At 71.2% G+C, this 15,398-nt stretch carries 13 protein-coding genes and 1 pseudogene; 4 read left to right on the forward strand and 10 right to left on the reverse strand.

Going from position 1 to position 15,398, the window contains the following annotated elements; genetic code table 11:
- Window position 1: 1 nt before the first annotated feature.
- The 4 genes from E3T37_RS09365 to E3T37_RS09380 are packed head-to-tail and all read right to left on the reverse strand — an operon-like array spanning window position 2 to window position 3,972.
- Complete coding sequence (locus tag E3T37_RS09365) at window positions 2-1,129, reverse strand: ABC transporter ATP-binding protein (protein WP_134366517.1); 1,128 nt, start codon at window positions 1,127-1,129, stop codon at window positions 2-4.
- The gene (locus E3T37_RS09370) at window positions 1,126-1,989 is read right to left on the reverse strand and encodes an ABC transporter permease (RefSeq protein WP_134366518.1); all 864 of its coding nucleotides are present in this window, start codon (window positions 1,987-1,989) and stop codon (window positions 1,126-1,128) included. The genes E3T37_RS09365 and E3T37_RS09370 overlap by 4 nt, the downstream gene beginning before the upstream one ends.
- Complete coding sequence (locus tag E3T37_RS09375; RefSeq protein ID WP_241994558.1) at window positions 1,986-2,849, reverse strand: ABC transporter permease subunit; 864 nt, start codon at window positions 2,847-2,849, stop codon at window positions 1,986-1,988. Before E3T37_RS09375 ends, E3T37_RS09370 begins: the two co-directional genes overlap by 4 nt.
- Window positions 2,836-3,972, reverse strand: coding sequence for an ABC transporter substrate-binding protein (locus E3T37_RS09380; RefSeq protein WP_134366519.1), 1,137 nt, complete (start codon window positions 3,970-3,972; stop codon window positions 2,836-2,838). The genes E3T37_RS09375 and E3T37_RS09380 overlap by 14 nt, the downstream gene beginning before the upstream one ends.
- A 197-nt stretch (window positions 3,973-4,169) precedes the next feature.
- Between E3T37_RS09380 and E3T37_RS09385 the strand changes: the two genes are divergently transcribed.
- A complete protein-coding gene (locus tag E3T37_RS09385; protein ID WP_134366520.1) occupies window positions 4,170-5,372 on the forward strand; it encodes a winged helix-turn-helix domain-containing protein in 1,203 nt (400 codons plus the stop codon).
- Window positions 5,373-5,454: 82 nt separating this feature from the next.
- Here E3T37_RS09385 and E3T37_RS09390 read toward each other — a convergent pair whose 3' ends face one another.
- Together E3T37_RS09390 and E3T37_RS09395 are read right to left on the reverse strand one after the other, a co-directional pair.
- Window positions 5,455-6,339, reverse strand: coding sequence for a M48 family metalloprotease (locus E3T37_RS09390; protein ID WP_134366521.1), 885 nt, complete (start codon window positions 6,337-6,339; stop codon window positions 5,455-5,457).
- Between the two features lie 12 nt (window positions 6,340-6,351).
- Window positions 6,352-6,918 carry a LemA family protein gene (locus tag E3T37_RS09395; RefSeq protein ID WP_134366522.1) on the reverse strand — a complete coding sequence of 189 codons (567 nt, stop codon included), beginning with the start codon at window positions 6,916-6,918 and terminating at the stop codon, window positions 6,352-6,354.
- Window positions 6,919-7,139: 221 nt separating this feature from the next.
- Here E3T37_RS09395 and E3T37_RS09400 point away from each other — a divergent pair, with 221 nt between their 5' ends.
- Both E3T37_RS09400 and E3T37_RS09405 read left to right on the forward strand, forming a co-directional pair.
- Window positions 7,140-7,907, forward strand: coding sequence for an ABC transporter ATP-binding protein (locus E3T37_RS09400; protein ID WP_134366523.1), 768 nt, complete (start codon window positions 7,140-7,142; stop codon window positions 7,905-7,907).
- Window positions 7,904-8,638, forward strand: a complete 735-nt coding sequence (locus E3T37_RS09405; protein ID WP_134366524.1) for an ABC transporter permease — start codon at window positions 7,904-7,906, stop codon at window positions 8,636-8,638. Before E3T37_RS09400 ends, E3T37_RS09405 begins: the two co-directional genes overlap by 4 nt.
- Before the next feature lie 208 nt (window positions 8,639-8,846).
- On the opposite strand, the gene E3T37_RS09410 is transcribed toward E3T37_RS09405, so the two are convergent.
- The 4 genes from E3T37_RS09410 to E3T37_RS09425 are packed head-to-tail and all read right to left on the reverse strand — an operon-like array spanning window position 8,847 to window position 14,132.
- A complete protein-coding gene (locus E3T37_RS09410; protein ID WP_134366525.1) occupies window positions 8,847-10,316 on the reverse strand; it encodes a glycoside hydrolase family 1 protein in 1,470 nt (489 codons plus the stop codon).
- Window positions 10,313-11,626 (reverse strand): D-arabinono-1,4-lactone oxidase, encoded by a 1,314-nt coding sequence (locus E3T37_RS09415; RefSeq protein WP_134366526.1) that lies wholly within the window; start codon window positions 11,624-11,626, stop codon window positions 10,313-10,315. The genes E3T37_RS09410 and E3T37_RS09415 overlap by 4 nt, the downstream gene beginning before the upstream one ends.
- Window positions 11,623-12,858, reverse strand: a complete 1,236-nt coding sequence (locus tag E3T37_RS09420; protein ID WP_134366527.1) for an amino acid deaminase/aldolase — start codon at window positions 12,856-12,858, stop codon at window positions 11,623-11,625. The genes E3T37_RS09415 and E3T37_RS09420 overlap by 4 nt, the downstream gene beginning before the upstream one ends.
- Window positions 12,858-14,132 (reverse strand): MFS transporter, encoded by a 1,275-nt coding sequence (locus E3T37_RS09425; RefSeq protein ID WP_134366528.1) that lies wholly within the window; start codon window positions 14,130-14,132, stop codon window positions 12,858-12,860. The genes E3T37_RS09420 and E3T37_RS09425 overlap by 1 nt, the downstream gene beginning before the upstream one ends.
- Window positions 14,133-14,290: 158 nt before the next feature.
- Between E3T37_RS09425 and E3T37_RS09430 the strand changes: the two are divergent.
- A pseudogene (locus E3T37_RS09430) lies at window positions 14,291-15,398 on the forward strand (hypothetical protein); the annotation flags it as partial.

Genomic DNA, 15,398 nt, shown 5'->3' on the forward strand with positions numbered 1-15,398 from the left:
GTCAGGCCTCCGGCCGCACCGTTTCCACCGACACCGGCACCCCCGTGAACCGCACCCCGATTCGGTCTCCCTTCGACGGATGCAGCCGGGCACCGTGCTGCACGAACACGAGCGTCCCGTCATCCAGCCGCACGGTCGTGCGGCGCAGCGAACCGTGGAAGCTGGTGGACAGCACCTGGCCCCGCGCGTCATCCTCGGTCAGTTCGAGATCGGTCAGTTCAAGGTCCTCGGGGCGCACCGAGACCAGCACGTCGCCGTCGGGGTGCGAGGGATCGACCAGCGGCAGCACCGCGCCCTGCACGCGGGCGAAGCCGTGACGCACCTCCCCGGCGAGCCGGTTGCTCAGCCCCACGAAATCGGCGATGAACGGCGAGGCGGGCCGGGTGTAGAGCTCCTCGGGCGTGCCGACCTGCTCGACCAATCCGTCCCGCATCACGGCCACCCGGTCGGCGACGGCGAGCGCCTCATCCTGGTCGTGGGTGACGAACAGGGTGGTGATTCCCAGTTCGGTCTGGATCCGCCGGATCTCCTCGCGCAGCTGCACGCGCACCTTGGCGTCGAGGGCGGACAGCGGCTCGTCCAGGAGGAGCACGCGCGGCCGGGTGACGAGGGCGCGGGCCAGGGCCACCCGCTGCTGCTGCCCGCCGGACAGCTGGTGGGCGAAGCGGTCGTAGTGGGCGTCCAGGCCCACCAGCGCCAGCGCCTCGGCGGCACGGCTGCGACGTTCCTCGCCCCGGACCTTGCGCATCCGCAGCCCGAACTCGACGTTCTCCCCGGCGCTGAGGTGCGGGAACAGGGAGTACGACTGGAACACCATCCCCATGTCGCGCCGACTCGTCGCCATCCGGGACACGTCGGTGCCGTCGATCAGGATGCTGCCGGCATCCGTGGATTCCAGGCCGGCGAGCACCCGGAGCGCCGTGGTCTTGCCGCTCCCGCTCGGACCGAGCAGGGCCACGAACTCCCCTGCGTGCAGCGTGAGATCGAAACCGGCCAGTGCCCGGTGGCCGGCGAATTCCTTGACGACCCCGGAGAATTCGACGACCGCGCCCGGCCGGGGGCGGCTCTCCGCCTGTGTCCGGGGCCGGGTCTCCGCCTGGATCGTGGGCTGGGTCTGAGGCTGGATCATGGCTGACCTCCGGGGGTTGGTCGACGTGCGGGGCGCGTGCGGACCGCGCCCAGCCGCCCGATGACGAGCAGGAGCACGAAGGCGAACCCGAGTGCGAGCAGGGACAGGATGACGGCCGTGTACGGGTCGGCCTTGCTGACGACCACGAGCGCCGTCTGCAGGGTGATGCGGTTGAGCAGGGACGCGATGGTGAACTCGCCGAGCACCACCGCGATCGCGATGAAGGCCCCGGCCAGGATGCCCCGGCGGAGGTTGGGCACGAGCACACGCAGGAGCACGCTGCCCCACCCGGCGCCCAGGGTGCGGGCCGCCTCGCTCAGTGTGCGCACGTCCACGCCGTCGAGGTTCGACTGGATGGCCCGATAGGCGAACGGGAGCACCGTGATGCCGTAGGCGAAGGCGAGGGTCCAGACGCCGCTGCCGACGATCCCCGCGATCACCGAATACACGGGCGCCAGCCCGACGACGAGCACGATCGCGGGGATGCTGATCGGCAGGATGCAGACGAATTCGATCAGCCGCCGCAACCGTGGGAAGCGGAGGTGCACGAGCAGCAGGGTGGGCACGAGCAGCAGGAGCACGATCAAGACCGTGCCCAGGGCCAGCCCGACCGAGTTGCCCAGGGCGGTCAGCACCGGCCGGTACTGACCGCTGGCTCCGCCGGCGAAGAGTGCGCTCCAGCGGCTGAAGTCGTGTCCCCCGCCGAGGCCTTTGCGCAGCGTGAATTCGACCATCGCCACGATCGGCACGGCGAAGACCAGGCCGATCACGCCCAGGATCGCCGTTCGGACCGGGCGGGACGGGGCGTGCGCCACGGCGGGAGCCGCCGGCCGGCCGCTCGAAAGTTCGGAGCGGTTCATCGCTGCCACCTGGCCGCGCGGGCCTGCAGCGCCGAGTACCCGAACATGACCAGGCCCATGACCACGACCATCCCGAGTGCCAGCGCGCCGGCGAGGTTCTCCCGGCCCAGCAGGGTCTCGCTGGTCAGGGCGGATCGGATCTGCAACGGCACGATCTGCGAACCCTGGCTGGTGAGGGCCGCGGCGGTCGCATAGGACGAGAACGCGTTCGCGAAGAGCAGCAGCAGGCTGCCCAGGAAGGAGGGGGCGAGGATGGGCAGCGCGATGCGCAGCCAGTAGGTGGACCGGCTGCCGCCGAGCGTGGCGTTCGCCTCGGCCCAGGTGGGCTTCAGCGCCTGCAAGGCCGGCATGAAGGTGATGATCATCAACGGCACCTGGAAGTAGATATAGGGCAGCACCAGGCCTGGCATCTCGTAGAGCCAGACCCCGTCCGCGAAGATGTCGACGCCGAAGCTGTCGCGCAGGACCACGGTGACCATGCCCTGGATGCCGATGGTCGCGATGAACGCGAAGGCCAGCATGACGCCGCCGAACTGGGCCAGCACGCCGCTGAGGGAATCCACCACGGCACGCAGGGGGCCGCCGCTGGGGGCGCCCAGCAGCGCGTAGCAGGCCGCGGCGCCGACGGTGGCGCCGATCACCGCCGTCAGAGCGGACAGCCAGAAGGAGTTGAAGAACGCGCCGAGGACGACCGGGTCGCCGAAGGCGGCCACGGTGGCCAGAGTGAACGCGCCGTCCTGGTCGACGAAGCCGGTGCCCACCGCGATGACCGTGGGCACCACCAGGAAGAGCAGCACATACGCCGCGAACGGCAGCAGCCCGAAGGCCGCTGCCGGCGGGCGTCGTCTAGCGGACAGCAGCCGCCCACTTCTCGCCGAGCAGTGCGGCTCCCGTGGCGCTCTGGTCCTCGGTCGGCACGACGGTCTCCGCCGGTGCGGCGGGGAGGGCGTCGAAGAGGGCGGAATCGATGGTGCCGGCCTCGGCCATGGCCTCGGCTCGCACCGGGCGGGCCCCGCCGGCCAGCCAAAGGTTCTGCCCCTCGTCGCTGTAGAGGAACTCCTGCCAGAGCCTGGCGGCTGCCGGGTGCGGGGCATCCTTGCTGACGGCCTGGTTGTAGTACCCGGCGTAGCCGGTGCCGGGGAAGACGACGACCTTCCAGTTGCGCTCCCCCTTCAGCTTGGTGCCGTAACCCACGTTGAGGTAGTCCCAGTCGAGCACCACCGGGGTCTCGCCCGAGGCGATGGTGGCCGGGGTCGGGTCGATCTTGACGAAGTTGCCGGCCGTGTTGAGCTTGGCGAAGAAGTCGACGCCGGGCTGGAAGTCGTCGACCGTGCCGCCGTTCTGCACGGCGGCCATCCCGACGGCGGCGAACGCCGCACCGGCCTGGGTCGGGTCGCCGTTGATAGCGACCTTGCCCTTGTACTGGCTGCCGAGCAGGTCATCCAGCTTCTTCGGTGCCGGGACCACGTCCGGGTCGTAGCCGACGGCCATGTATCCGCCGTAGTCGCCGGTGTAGAGGCCGCTGGCCTCCTTGAGCGCATCCGGGATGTCGGCCCAGGTGGCGACCTGATACGGCGCGAACCGGTCGGTGCTCGACAGGGCGACGGCCAGGCCCAGGTCGAACACGTCGGGGGCGGTGTCCTGGCCCTTGAGGTTGTCGGCCGCCTGGATCTCCTCGGCGCTGGAACCGTCGGGCGAGGCCTCGGTGATGGCGATCCCCGGGTACTTCTTCGCGAACGCGTCGAGCACGGCGCCGTAGTTGGCCCAGTCGCGCGGCAGGGCGATGACGTTCAGGGCGCCCTCGGCCTGGGCTGCGTCCTCCAGCGCGGTCAGGTCGCCGAAAGCGGTGAGGCTGGTGGCGGTGGCGGCGTCGACCGCGCCGGCCGCCGGGGTGCCGCCCGCGGCCGATCCGCTGCACGCCGCCAGGCTGAGGGCGAGTGCGGCCGCGGCCAGGGTGGTGGCCAGGGTTCGGGTGCTGAACAATTTTCCTCCGTCGGACCAGGGCCCGGCCGCTCACGCGTCAGCGCGGGCCGTTCGTAACCGGGTAACTGGTCACCGCGAGACTAGGAGCGGAATTCGACCGGCAGGCGGCACCGACCTGAACGCCGCGTGAATGACGCATGACGGATGCCGGTGGGCGCCCGCGCCGACAGCGCGCCCGGTGCCGCTAGGGTCGGACTGTGCTCCAGACCGTCTCCCCCGCCCTCGCCCGCCGGATCGCGCTCGGCGCGCAGGGTTTCGGCCGGCGCTCGGGCGTGACTCCGGGCATCCGTCAGCTGGACGCCCTCGTGAACCGGCTGGAGCTGCTGCAGATCGACTCGGTGAACGTGTTCGAGCGCAGCCACTACCTGCCGGCGTTCAGCCGTCTCGGCCGCTACGACAAGGCGCAGCTGGACCGGCTCACCTCGGGCCGGGAAGCCCGTTTCACGGAGTACTGGGCGCACGAGGCGTCGTTCCTGCCGCTCGACACCCGGCCGCTGTTCGGCTGGCGGATGCAGCAGTACCGCGACCTGTCCGCACGCAGCCCGGATGCGTGGTCGGCGGGGAACAAGCCCCTGCTGGACTGGCTGCTGGCGGAACTCGCCGAGAAGGGCCCCCTCCCCGCGAGCGCGATCGAGCACGACGCGAACAGGCGCAGCGGCCCGTGGTGGGGCTGGTCGGACGTGAAGACCGGGCTCGAGGTGCTCTTCCGCTGGGGCGATGTGGTCAGCGCCGGGCGTTCACGGTTCGAGCGGGTGTACGGGCTGCCGGAGCAGATCTTCCCGGCCGAGCTGCTCGGCCGAAGGGTCGAACCGGCCGACGCGCACCGGGAGCTGGTGCGCCGGGCGGCGCGCGCCCACGGCATCGGCACGGCGAACGATTTCGCCGACTACTTCCGGTTGAAGAGCGCACCGACGCTGGCCGCCATCCGGGACCTGACGGATGCCGGCGAGCTGCTCCCGGTCGAGGTGCCGGGCTGGGGCCCCGCGGGCTCACCGGGAGCCGCCTGGCTGCACCGGGACGCCCGCCTGCCGCGCAGCGTGGACGCCGACGCGGTGCTCTCGCCCTTCGACCCGGTGGTCTGGAATCGGGGCCGGGCCCAGCGCCTGTTCGGCTTCCACTACCGGATCGAGATCTACACCCCGCAGCCCAAACGGGTCTTCGGCTACTACGTTCTGCCGGTGCTGCTGGGCGACACGATCGTCGGCCGGGTCGACCTCAAGAACGACCGCCAGGCGGGGGTGCTCCGGGTGCAGGCGGCCTGGTCAGAGCCCGGCGCGCCCCGCGACACGGCCGAACGGCTCGCCGGCGTGCTGCGCGAGACCGCCGCCTGGCAGGGACTGGGCGCGATCGACGTCCGGCCGCGCGGCACCCTCGCGGCCGCGCTGGCCGCAGAGCTCTGACAGTTCCCGTTCCGGTCGAGAGTGCCCGGCGGAGCGGGCACTCTCGACCGGAACGGTCACTCTCGGGCGGCGGGAACGGCAGTTAGAACTTGCGGCCCATGGTGTGCAGGCGTTCGATCCGTTCCTCGATCGGCGGATGCGTGCTGAACAGCTTCGCCATCGCGCCCGGCTTCAGCGGGTTGGCGATCCAGAGGTGCGCCATCGACGTGTTCTGCTTGCGCATCGGCCGGGCGTAGGTCTCGAGTTTGGCCAGGGCGCTGGCCAGCGCGTCCGGGTTGCGGGTGGTCAGCGCGCTCGTCGCATCCGCCAGGTATTCGCGCTGACGGGACACGGCCAGCTGCACCATGCTGGCCACCAACGGCGCCACGACCATGGCGACCAGCCCGAACACCATCACGACCGGGTTGCCGTTCTTGTTGTCGCGGCCGAAGAACGCCATCCGCAGGAACATGTCGGAGATGAAACCGACGGCGACGACCAGCCCGAAGACGACCATCGACACCCGGATGTCGTAGTTGCGCACGTGCCCGAGCTCGTGCGCCATGACGCCCTCGAGTTCGGAATCGGTCATGATCTCCAGCAGCCCGGTGGTGGCCGCCACGATCGCGTGTCGGGGGTCGCGGCCGGTCGCGAAGGCGTTCGGGGCCGGGTCGTTGATGACGTAGATCTCGGGCATCGGGGTGCCGGTCGTGATCGACAGGTTCTCGACGATGTTCCACAGCCGCGGATTCTCCGCCTTGCTGTTCAGGCGCACTCCACCGCTCAGGGCAACCGCCTGGCGGCCGGCCATGAAGTACTGCACCAGGGCGTAGCCGGAGGCGATCACGATCGTCATGATCAGGATGCCGTAGCTGCCCGGAGGACTGTAGACATAGTTGGCGAGCCAGCCGAGGCCCGCGATCATCACCAGGAACAGGATGATGATGAAGACCGTGTTGCGCTTATTGCGCGCTATCGCGCTGTACATATCGGCCGGCCGCTAGAACTGCACGCGAGGCGGCTCCGCGATGGCGGCGGAGTCGGACACCTCGAAGAAATCGCGCTGGGTGAAACCGAGATTGCGGGCGATCAGGTTGTTGGGAAAGACCTGGATCTTCGTGTTGAGCTCGCGCACGCCGCCGTTGTAGAAGCGGCGTGACGCCTGGATCTTGTCCTCCGTGTCGACCAGCTCGGCCTGGAGCTGCAGATAGTTCTGGCTGGCCTGCAGCTGCGGGTAGGCCTCGGCGACGGCGAAGATGCTGCGCAGGGCGGATTGCATGTGGTTCTCCGCGGCGGCGGCCTCGGCCGGGCCCTGCGCGCTAAGCGACTCGGCGCGCGCCTTGGTGACGTTCTCGAAGACCGCCTTCTCGTGCGCGGCGTAGCCCTTGACCGTTTCGATCAGGTTGGGGATCAGGTCGGCCCGCCGCTTCATCTGCACCGTGATGTCACTCCACGCCTCGTCGACGCGAACCTTGAGCGTGACGAGGGAATTGTAGGTAGCCCACAGGTAGATCCCGACGATGGCGACGAGTACAACGATGATGAGGACCGGGATGAGCCATTCCATGGCAGCTTCTCCTTGAGACGGGTGAGGCAATTCTGAGCGGGCGATTGAGCTTGTGTTTGAGAGAGGAGACACGGACTGAACAAGCTCGCCTCGGAGGCGTACTCGCAGTTCGTAACCATCATAACCGCGCGTCCTGAGGCTCCCATCCGCTTCCCATCAGACTCCAAGAATCGCCCCGGCGGTTGATCGACATTCCCGCAGCACGGGCGAATAATGCAGGAGTGACCTCCGAAACTTCCGCCGTCGTGGTGCGCGACCTTCGTGCCCGTCGCGGCGCGCATCCGGTTCTGCACGGCCTGAACCTCACGGTGCCCAGCGGGCTGGTCGTCGGCCTGATCGGACCCAGCGGATGCGGCAAGACCACCCTGATGCGGGCGATCGTCGGCGTTCAGATCGTGCGGTCCGGCACCGTGACCGTGCTCGGACGTCCCGCCGGTTCCGCGCCGCTCCGGCGCCGGGTCGGCTACGTCACCCAGGATGCCAGCGTCTACGACGACCTTACGGTGCGCCAGAACCTGCTGTACTTCCGCTCCGTGCTCGGGGTGCCCCTGGGCGACGTCGACCGGGTGATCGACGCCACCGACCTGGCCCCGTATGCGGGCCAGCTGGCCGGGTCCCTCTCCGGCGGCCAGCGCAGCCGGGTCTCCCTGGCCGGTGCGCTGCTCGGCTCGCCCGAGCTCCTGGTGCTCGACGAACCGACGGTCGGCCTGGACCCGGTGCTGCGGGTGGAGCTGTGGAGCCTGTTCCACCGCCTCGCGGCGGCCGGAACGAGCCTGCTCGTCTCCAGCCACGTGATGGACGAGGCCAGCCGCTGCGACCGGCTCCTGCTGATGCGCGGCGGTGAGATCCTCGCCGACGATACACCGGCCGGTCTCCTGGGCACCACCGGCACCCCCGATATCGAGGCGGCGTTCCTCGCGCTGATCGCGTCACATCCGTCGGTCGATGACACGTTCCCCGCCGGCCCGACGGACGCGGGCCATTCGTGAATCCGCGCCGCACCCTCGCGACGGCCGGACGGGTGCTCACCCAGATCCGGCACGACCCGCGCACCGTGGTGCTCCTGCTGGCCGTGCCCAGCCTGCTGATCGGGCTGCTGGCCTGGATCTTCTCCGACACCCGGGTCTTCGACACGGTCGGCCCGGCGATGATCGCCCTGTTCCCGTTCACGATCATGTTCGTCGTCACGAGCATCACGACCCTGCGGGAGCGGCGCACCGGAACCCTCGAGCGGCTGCTCTCTATGCCGCTCGGCAAGGGTGATTTCATCCTCGGCTACACGCTCGCGTTCGGTCTGCTCGCGGTGCTGCAGTCTTCGATCGCGGTCGGTTTCTCGGTCTGGGTCTGCGGGCTGGAGATCCAGGGCTCGATCTGGCTGCTGCTCGCCGTCGCGGTCGCCGACGCGATTCTCGGCACCACCCTCGGCCTATTGGCCAGCGCGTTCGCCCGCACCGAATTCCAGGTGGTGCAGTTCATGCCGCTGCTGGTCTTCCCGCAGATCCTGCTCTGCGGCATTTTCCTCCCCCGCGACCAGTTGCCGGACGCCCTTCAGGCGGTCAGCGACTGGCTGCCGCTCTCGCACGCCGTCGACGCGCTTCGGGCGGTGGCGACCGATTCGCAGGATGCCGCCTACGTCGCCGGCGAGCTGCTGATCATCGGCGCCTGGATCGTCGGCGCCGTCGTGCTCGGCTCGATCACCCTGCGCCGCCGCACCCCGTAGCCGCCTCCTACGCTGCGCCCACCACCCTCCGCGCGCATCCACTGCTCTGCCCTCCCGTGGCCAACTCAGGAGATCCCGCCAGAGTGGCGGCATCCGTCGCACTGGTCCGCGGCTTGCACCCCGCGGTAGCCGCGTTTCTCCTGAGTTAGCCACACACGGGCAGGCGGGATTTGGGTAGCGAGGCAGGCGTGACGGGGAAGGGGGCGGGTCAGCGGGCGGCGAGCACCTTCTGCAGCCAGCGGTAGGAGGACTTGGGCGTGCGGGGACGGGTTCCGTCGAGGAAGTCCACGTGCACGAGCCCGTACCGGCGGGTGTAACCGGCCGTCCACTCGAAGCTGTCCAGCAGGGACCAGATGAAGTAGCCGCGGAGGCTGACCCCGGCCGCGGTGCCGCCCGGGGCGACCGCGGCGAGCGCGGCCGTGAGGTGCTCGGCGAGGTAGTCGATCCGGGCCGGGTCGTGCACGGCTCCCCACTTGTCGGCCACGTCGGGAAAGGCCGCGCCGCCGGCCGTGACGTACACCGGCGGCAGGTCGTCGCTGTAGCGGTCCCGCAGCTCGCCCAGCGCCACGCCGAGGTACTCCGGGGCGATGGCGGCGCCGGACCCGGTCACCGGGAACTCGCGGAACGGGATCACGTGGAAGGGGAACGCGACCACCGTCTCGGCCGGCCCCTCCCGGGGCGGACCCTGCGGGGTCTTCGGCGCGGCCGGGCCGGCCTTGATCCGGGACGGCTGCACGTAGTTGAGGCCGTAGAAGTCCAGCGGCTGCCGGATGGTGCGCAGGTCGTCGGGGTCGGTCTCCAGCAGCAGCCGCAGCGGGACCGCGTACGGTTCGGGCGGTTCCGGGTAGCGGCCGAGCAGGACCGCGTCGGCGAACATCCGATTGTGCAGCACGTCGAACAGCTGCGCCGCCACCTCGTCGGCTTCCCGGCCGCTGGCGGCCTGCACGGGCGAGTGCGCGTTGGCGATGCCGATGCCGCCGCGCACATCGGCGGCGCGGAGCCCCTGCACGGCGAGGCCGTGGGCGAGCAGCTGGTGGTGGGCGGCCGGCAGGGCACCGAAGAGCCGGGCCTCCCCGGGCGCGTCGGTGCCCAGGGCATAGCCGTTCAGGGTCACCGTCGCGGGCTCGTTCAGGGTCACCCAGGAATCGATCCGGTCCCCGAAGGCCTCGCCGACCTGGTGCGCGTAGTCACCAAACCGCATCGCGGTGTCGCGGTTCAGCCAGCCTCCGCGGAGTTTCAGCGGGGTGTCCCAGTGGTACAGCGTCGCCATCGGGCTGATACCCGCCGCGAGCAGGCCGTCGAGCAGGCGGTCGTAGAACGCCAGGCCCGCGCGGCTGAGCGCCCCGCGGCCGTCCGGCTGCACCCGCGACCAGGCCAGCGAGAACCGGTACGCGTCACCGCCCAGTTCGCGGAGGAGGACGACGTCGTCGTCGACCCGGGTGAAGTGGTCGGTCGCCACCGAGGCGTTCGAACCGTCACGGATGCGGCCGGTCGCCGCCGTGAACGGGTCCCAGCTCGATTCCCCGCGTCCGCCCTCGCGAGCCCCGCCCTCGATCTGGAAGGCGGAGGTGGCCGTGCCCACGACGAAACCGTCCGGGAGCCGGTCGCCCAACTCTGCGGCCCGGTGTTCCCAGGCGCGCGCCGCGGGGGTGTTGCTGTTGACTGGCTTGGTGCTCATCGACCCAAAACTCTTTCCAGATAGCTGTTGCTGAAGCGGCGCTCCGGATCAAGCCTGTCACGCACCGAGAGGAAGTCGCCGAAGTGCGGGTAGCTCTGGCGCAGCGAGTCCGCGTCCCGGTCGTGCAGCTTGCCCCAGTGCGGGCGCCCGTCGTGCGCGCGCATGATCGCTTCCACCGCGTCGAAGTACTCGGTCGGGTCCTCCCGGAAGTAGCGGTGCACGGCGATATAGCCGGTGTCCCGCCCGCTGGCGGTGGAGAGCCACAGGGCGTCGGCCGCCGCGGAGCGCACCTCGATCGGGAAGGAGATCCGCCAGCCGCGCTCCTCGATCAGGGCCCGCACCTCGCGCAGCGCCGCCGGCACCTGCTCGCGCGGCAGGGCGTACTCCATCTCCCGGAAGCGCACCGTGCGGCGGGTCACGAACACCCGGTTGGAGACATCCGTGAATTCACGCCGGCCGCTGAGGCGGGTGGCGAGCCGGTTGAACGGGGGCACCGCCGGGGGCACCAGCCGGCCGAGCGCGCAGATGGCGCGGTAGGCCCCGTTCGCGAGCAGTTCGTCGTCGACCCAGCGGGAGACCCGGCCGAGCGGGGACCGGCCCGCGTCCGCCGGGAGTCGGGTGTTGGTCTTGGTCAGCGCGGTGTCCGTGTGCGGGAACCAGTAGAACTCGAAGTGGTCGGGGTTCTCCGACCGATCGAGGTAGGTGTCCAGCACCTCCTCGAGGGGTTCGGCGGCCTCGACGGCGCGCAGCAGGTACGCGGGCACGCACTGCAGGGTCAGGTCCACCAGGATGCCCAGCGCCCCGAGCCCGAGCCGGGCCGCCGGGAGCAGCTCGGCGTTCTCGGTCTCGCTCACGCGCAGCAGGGTGCCGTCGCCGGTGACCAGGGTGAGGGCCGTGATCTGGGTGGCGAGGCCGCCGAAACGGCCGCCGGTGCCGTGCGTGCCGGTGGAGGTGGCGCCGGAGATCGTCTGCCGGTCCACGTCGCCCATGTTCGCCAGGGCCAGGCCGTGGGGTTCGAGCAGCCGCGGCAGCTCGAACAGGCGGGTGCCGGCGGCGAGCGTGACCCGGCCCAGAACCGGGTCGACGCTGATCAGGCCGGCCAGGTCGAGCAGGTCCAGCTGCACGCCGCCGGCCACCGCGATCGCGGAGAAGCTGTGCCCGGACCCCACCGCCTTGATCCGCAGCCCGGCCTTCCCGGCCGACACCACCGCGCGCTGCACGGCGCCGACGCTGCGGGGCCGTTCGACGCGCACCGGCCGCACGCTCTGGTTGCGGGCCCAGTTGGTCCAGACCCCTCCGCTCGCACTCACAGGAAGGCCTTCCCCTCGCCGCGGTAGGTCGGCAGGATGTCGACCACCCGCCCGTTGTCGACCAGGGCGAATTCGTTCACGTGCTCGCTCAGCTCCCCGGATTTGGCGTGCCGCAGCCAGACCCGGTCGCCGACGGAGAGGCCGGCCGCTCCGGGCCCGGTCAGCGGGGTCTGCACCTCGCCGGCCATCTCCCGCGGCATCAGGCGCAGGCCCTCCGGCCAGACCAGGCGCGGCAGGCGGTCGCGGCCGGGCACCCCGGAGGCCACCCAGCCTCCACCGAGCAGCGTACCCGTGGCCGGGCTCGGCTTGCGCACGATCGAGAGGGCGACCGCGGCGGCCGGCGCGGGCCGGAAACTGGCGTAGTGGTCGAACAGGTGCCCGCCGAAGAAGCCGCTGCCGGCGGCGATGTCGGTGACGGATGCGTCGGCGCGGGTGGTCTCCAGCGAACCGGTCCCGCCCCCGTTCACGAACTCGAGCGCGACGATCTCGCGCACCGCGGCGACGGCCGCGCTGCGCCGGTCCGCGATCTCGGCCACGGACCGCCGCCGCACCCAGCGGTTGACCCGCCCCTGCACCGGTTTGCCGGCCGGGCGGTCGCCGATTCCGGCCACCTGCGCCTCGTAGGCCATCAGGCCGACCAGGGAGAAGCCGGGCCGGGCCACGACGGCGGCGGCAAGGCTGCGGGCATCCGCCGGGGTGTGCACGGGCGAGCGCCACACGCCCAGGTGGCCGAGCACCGGGGCGTCCCAGGCGGCATCGAGTTCCAGGCAGACCCGGATCGGGGCCCGGCCGGCCGGCGGGAGCACGGCGTCGATTTCGTCCAGCTGCGCGACCGAGTCGATCATCAGCGTGACCGTCGCGGCCAGGTGTGGCGAGGTGCCCAGCCGCCGGATCGCGGACCGGTCGGCCGTGGGGTAGCCGACGACGACATCCGTCACCGTCTCGGCCAGCCAGAGCGCCTCGGCGAGCGTGTACGCGAGGACCCCCTGGAAACCGGGGAGGGTCAGGAGGGCCTCGATCACGCCGCGCACCCGGATCGACTTCGTCGCCACCCGGATCGGGGTGCCGCCCGCACGACCGAGGAGGGACCGGGTGTTGTGCCGCAGCGCGTCCAGGTGCAGGGCGGCGACGGGGGTCTCCAGCTGCGCCGTGGCGGCGGTCAGTCCGGGCCAGTACTGCCCGGGGGTCAGCCAGGGCTGCGACGCCGGCCGGGAGCCGAGGTCGAGGCCCATCAGCGCACCGCCTTCACCCGGGTGACCGCGAGGGCCCCGCCGAAGGCGCAGAGGCCCGCGAGCACGAACAGGGCCTGGAAGCCGCCGCCCACGGCGACCGTGAACGCCCCCAGCAGCGGCGCGAGCGCCTGCGGCACCGCGGTGGCGATGTTCATGATGCCGAGGTCCTTGCCGCGGGCGGCCGGGTCGGGCAGCACCTGGGTGGCCAGCGCCTGGTCGACGGAGAGGAAGCAGCCGTAGCCGAGACCGAGGATGCCGGCGGCCACCATCGCGACGCCCAGGTCGGGGATGAAGGCGAGCAGCAGCGCCGCGAACCCCTGCAGGCCGGCGGCGACGAAGACGAAGCCCTTGCGGATGCCCAGCGCGTCGCTCCACCGGCCCAGGAAGATCGACGCCAGGATCACGAACACCATGTAGACGAGGGTGAGCAGGATCAGGTCGTCTTCCGCATTCTCGTCGTTCAGCCCGAACATCAGGAAGTAGAGCAGCAGGGTCGTGCCGAACGCGTTGCCGAAGCTGACCAGCACCCGGCTGAGCAGGGTCCAGCCGAAATCGGGGTGCTCCCGCGGGCTGATCCAGAGGCTGGACAGAAGGCCCAGCACGGTCACCGGCGCGCGTTGGTGCGGCTGGAGCACCGCGTCGGGCAGCAGCAGGAACGGAACCGCCAGGACCAGCAGGAGCACCGCTACGACCAAATAGCCGGCGAACTGGCCGGTGAACAGCATCGTCACGAGCAGCAGGCCCACGATGATGCCCACCGCCTGCGGGGCGCTCAGCCAGCCGGACACGTACCCGCGCTGGTCGACCGGGACCTGGTCCGAGATGGTGGCGGTGAGCGCGGCCGTCATCACGCAGAAACCGGTCAGGGCGAGCGCCCAGAAGAACCCGATCCCCAGCATGGTGGTCTGCGCGCCGAGCAGCAGCAGGGCGGCCGCGAAGAGCACCGCCCCGCCGGCGATCCAGGGTCGGCGACGGCCGAACCGGGAGGTCGTGCGGTCGGACAGCGCCCCGGTCAGCGGGTAGGCCACGATCGCGCACAGGCCGGCGATGCCCGAGATCACGCCGAAGGCCACGACGCTGTCCACCCAATTCTCGGGCTGGAGGCGCCGGTCGATCTGGGCCGGCAGGAGGAGCTGCACCGGGGTGAGCTGCGCCATCCAGATGCCGAGCCAGGCCGTCGCAAAGACGGCGATCCAGCGCCCGGGAACGCGCCGGTTCGGTTCGGCGAAGACGGAGCCGGAGCCGGAGCCCGCGAGTAGGTTCGGTGCGCTCATGCGCCGTCCCGTTCTGGTTGGTGGGCGGGACAGATGACCCGATTTTTCAGTATGCACCATGCCCGGAAGATCACGAATGTGTCGCGGTGCAACCGGCACGGCGTGTCCGGCGTTGACTTTGAGGCCCCCACCCCCTGAAATGGTCACGGGGGGAAATCATGGTTGGGACACGCTTCACCGGATCGGGCTCATCGCGGGCCCGTCGGTCCTACCGCGCCGGCCGTCTCCTTGCAGGGGTCCTTCTGCTCGGCTTCCTCGTTCCGGCCCTCCTGGCGGGCGGCTCCGTCGGGTCCGCGGTCGCCGCCACCTCCTCCCCCACGCCGGCCCCCGCGCCGACCCCCGCAGCGACCCCCGCAGCGACACCGGCGCCGACCCGGTCGTCGGCGCCGCCCACCGTCTCACCGACGATCACCGGTCCACGGCCGGGCAGTTTCGTCGGCAGCGGCAGCACCACCGTCTCCGGCACGGGCGAGCCCGGCCAGGAGATCCAGCTCCTGTCGGCGTTCCCGGGCGAGGACCCGTCCTGCATCCTGGTCGTCGACGACTCCTCGGAGTGGAGCTGCACGGGGGTGCGCCTGCCCAGCGGCCCGTCGGTGCGGCTGCGGGTCGTGGTCACCGCCGACCCGGCCTTCGCCGCGGAGCAGACCATCGCCGTGCTGGCCGCACCGGTCGTGACCGGCGGGCCGAGCGGCCAGGCGGCATCGAACGGCGTGGTGCGCGGGACGGCGTACCCGAACGCATCCGTCATCGTCCGCCTGGCCGACGGCAATCGCTGCACGGCGACGGCCGACACCTCCGGCGCCTGGACCTGCGCATTCGGCGGGCGCCTTGCCAGCGGGGCCGCCGAGGTCACGGCAGCCCAGCAGGCCACCTTCAGCCTGCCCTCCTGGTCGAACGAGAGCGCCGCCATCGCCCTCCTGTTCGACGTCGACCGGCCCGCGCCGCCGACCGTGACCGAGCCGGCCGCGGGCGGACGGGTGCCGCTGGACCGGGCCACCTACGCCGGTTCCGGGGAGAACGGTTCGACCGTGACGGTCTTCGCGGGCGCGTACTCGGTCTGCAGCGGCGTCGTCGCCGGCGGCTCCTGGACCTGTTCCGCCGGCGGCGTGGCCGCCGGTTCGTACGCCGTGATCGCGGTGCAGCAGGATGCCGCGGGCAATGTGGGCCAGGGCAGCCCCGCCTTCACCCTCGCCTACGGCCCGGCCGCACCGGCACCGGCCGCCGGCCGGGCGACCCCCTCTCCGCGGGCATCCGCTCCACTCGCCG

The organism is Cryobacterium sp. TMT2-10, assembly GCF_004403075.1.
GTDB classification, from domain to species: Bacteria; Actinomycetota; Actinomycetes; order Actinomycetales; family Microbacteriaceae; genus Cryobacterium; species Cryobacterium shii.

Excerpts from the sequence above, each read along its gene's own strand:
- E3T37_RS09365 (WP_134366517.1), bottom strand. The coding sequence starts at position 1,129 with ATGATCCAGCCTCAGACCCAGCCCACGATCCAGGCGGAGACCCGGCCC.
- E3T37_RS09370 (WP_134366518.1), bottom strand. The coding sequence starts at position 1,989 with ATGAACCGCTCCGAACTTTCGAGCGGCCGGCCGGCGGCTCCCGCCGTG.
- E3T37_RS09390 (WP_134366521.1), bottom strand. The coding sequence starts at position 6,339 with ATGTACAGCGCGATAGCGCGCAATAAGCGCAACACGGTCTTCATCATC.
- E3T37_RS09395 (WP_134366522.1), bottom strand. The coding sequence starts at position 6,918 with ATGGAATGGCTCATCCCGGTCCTCATCATCGTTGTACTCGTCGCCATC.
- E3T37_RS09410 (WP_134366525.1), bottom strand. The coding sequence starts at position 10,316 with ATGAGCACCAAGCCAGTCAACAGCAACACCCCCGCGGCGCGCGCCTGG.
- E3T37_RS09420 (WP_134366527.1), bottom strand. The coding sequence starts at position 12,858 with ATGGGCCTCGACCTCGGCTCCCGGCCGGCGTCGCAGCCCTGGCTGACC.
- E3T37_RS09425 (WP_134366528.1), bottom strand. The coding sequence starts at position 14,132 with ATGAGCGCACCGAACCTACTCGCGGGCTCCGGCTCCGGCTCCGTCTTC.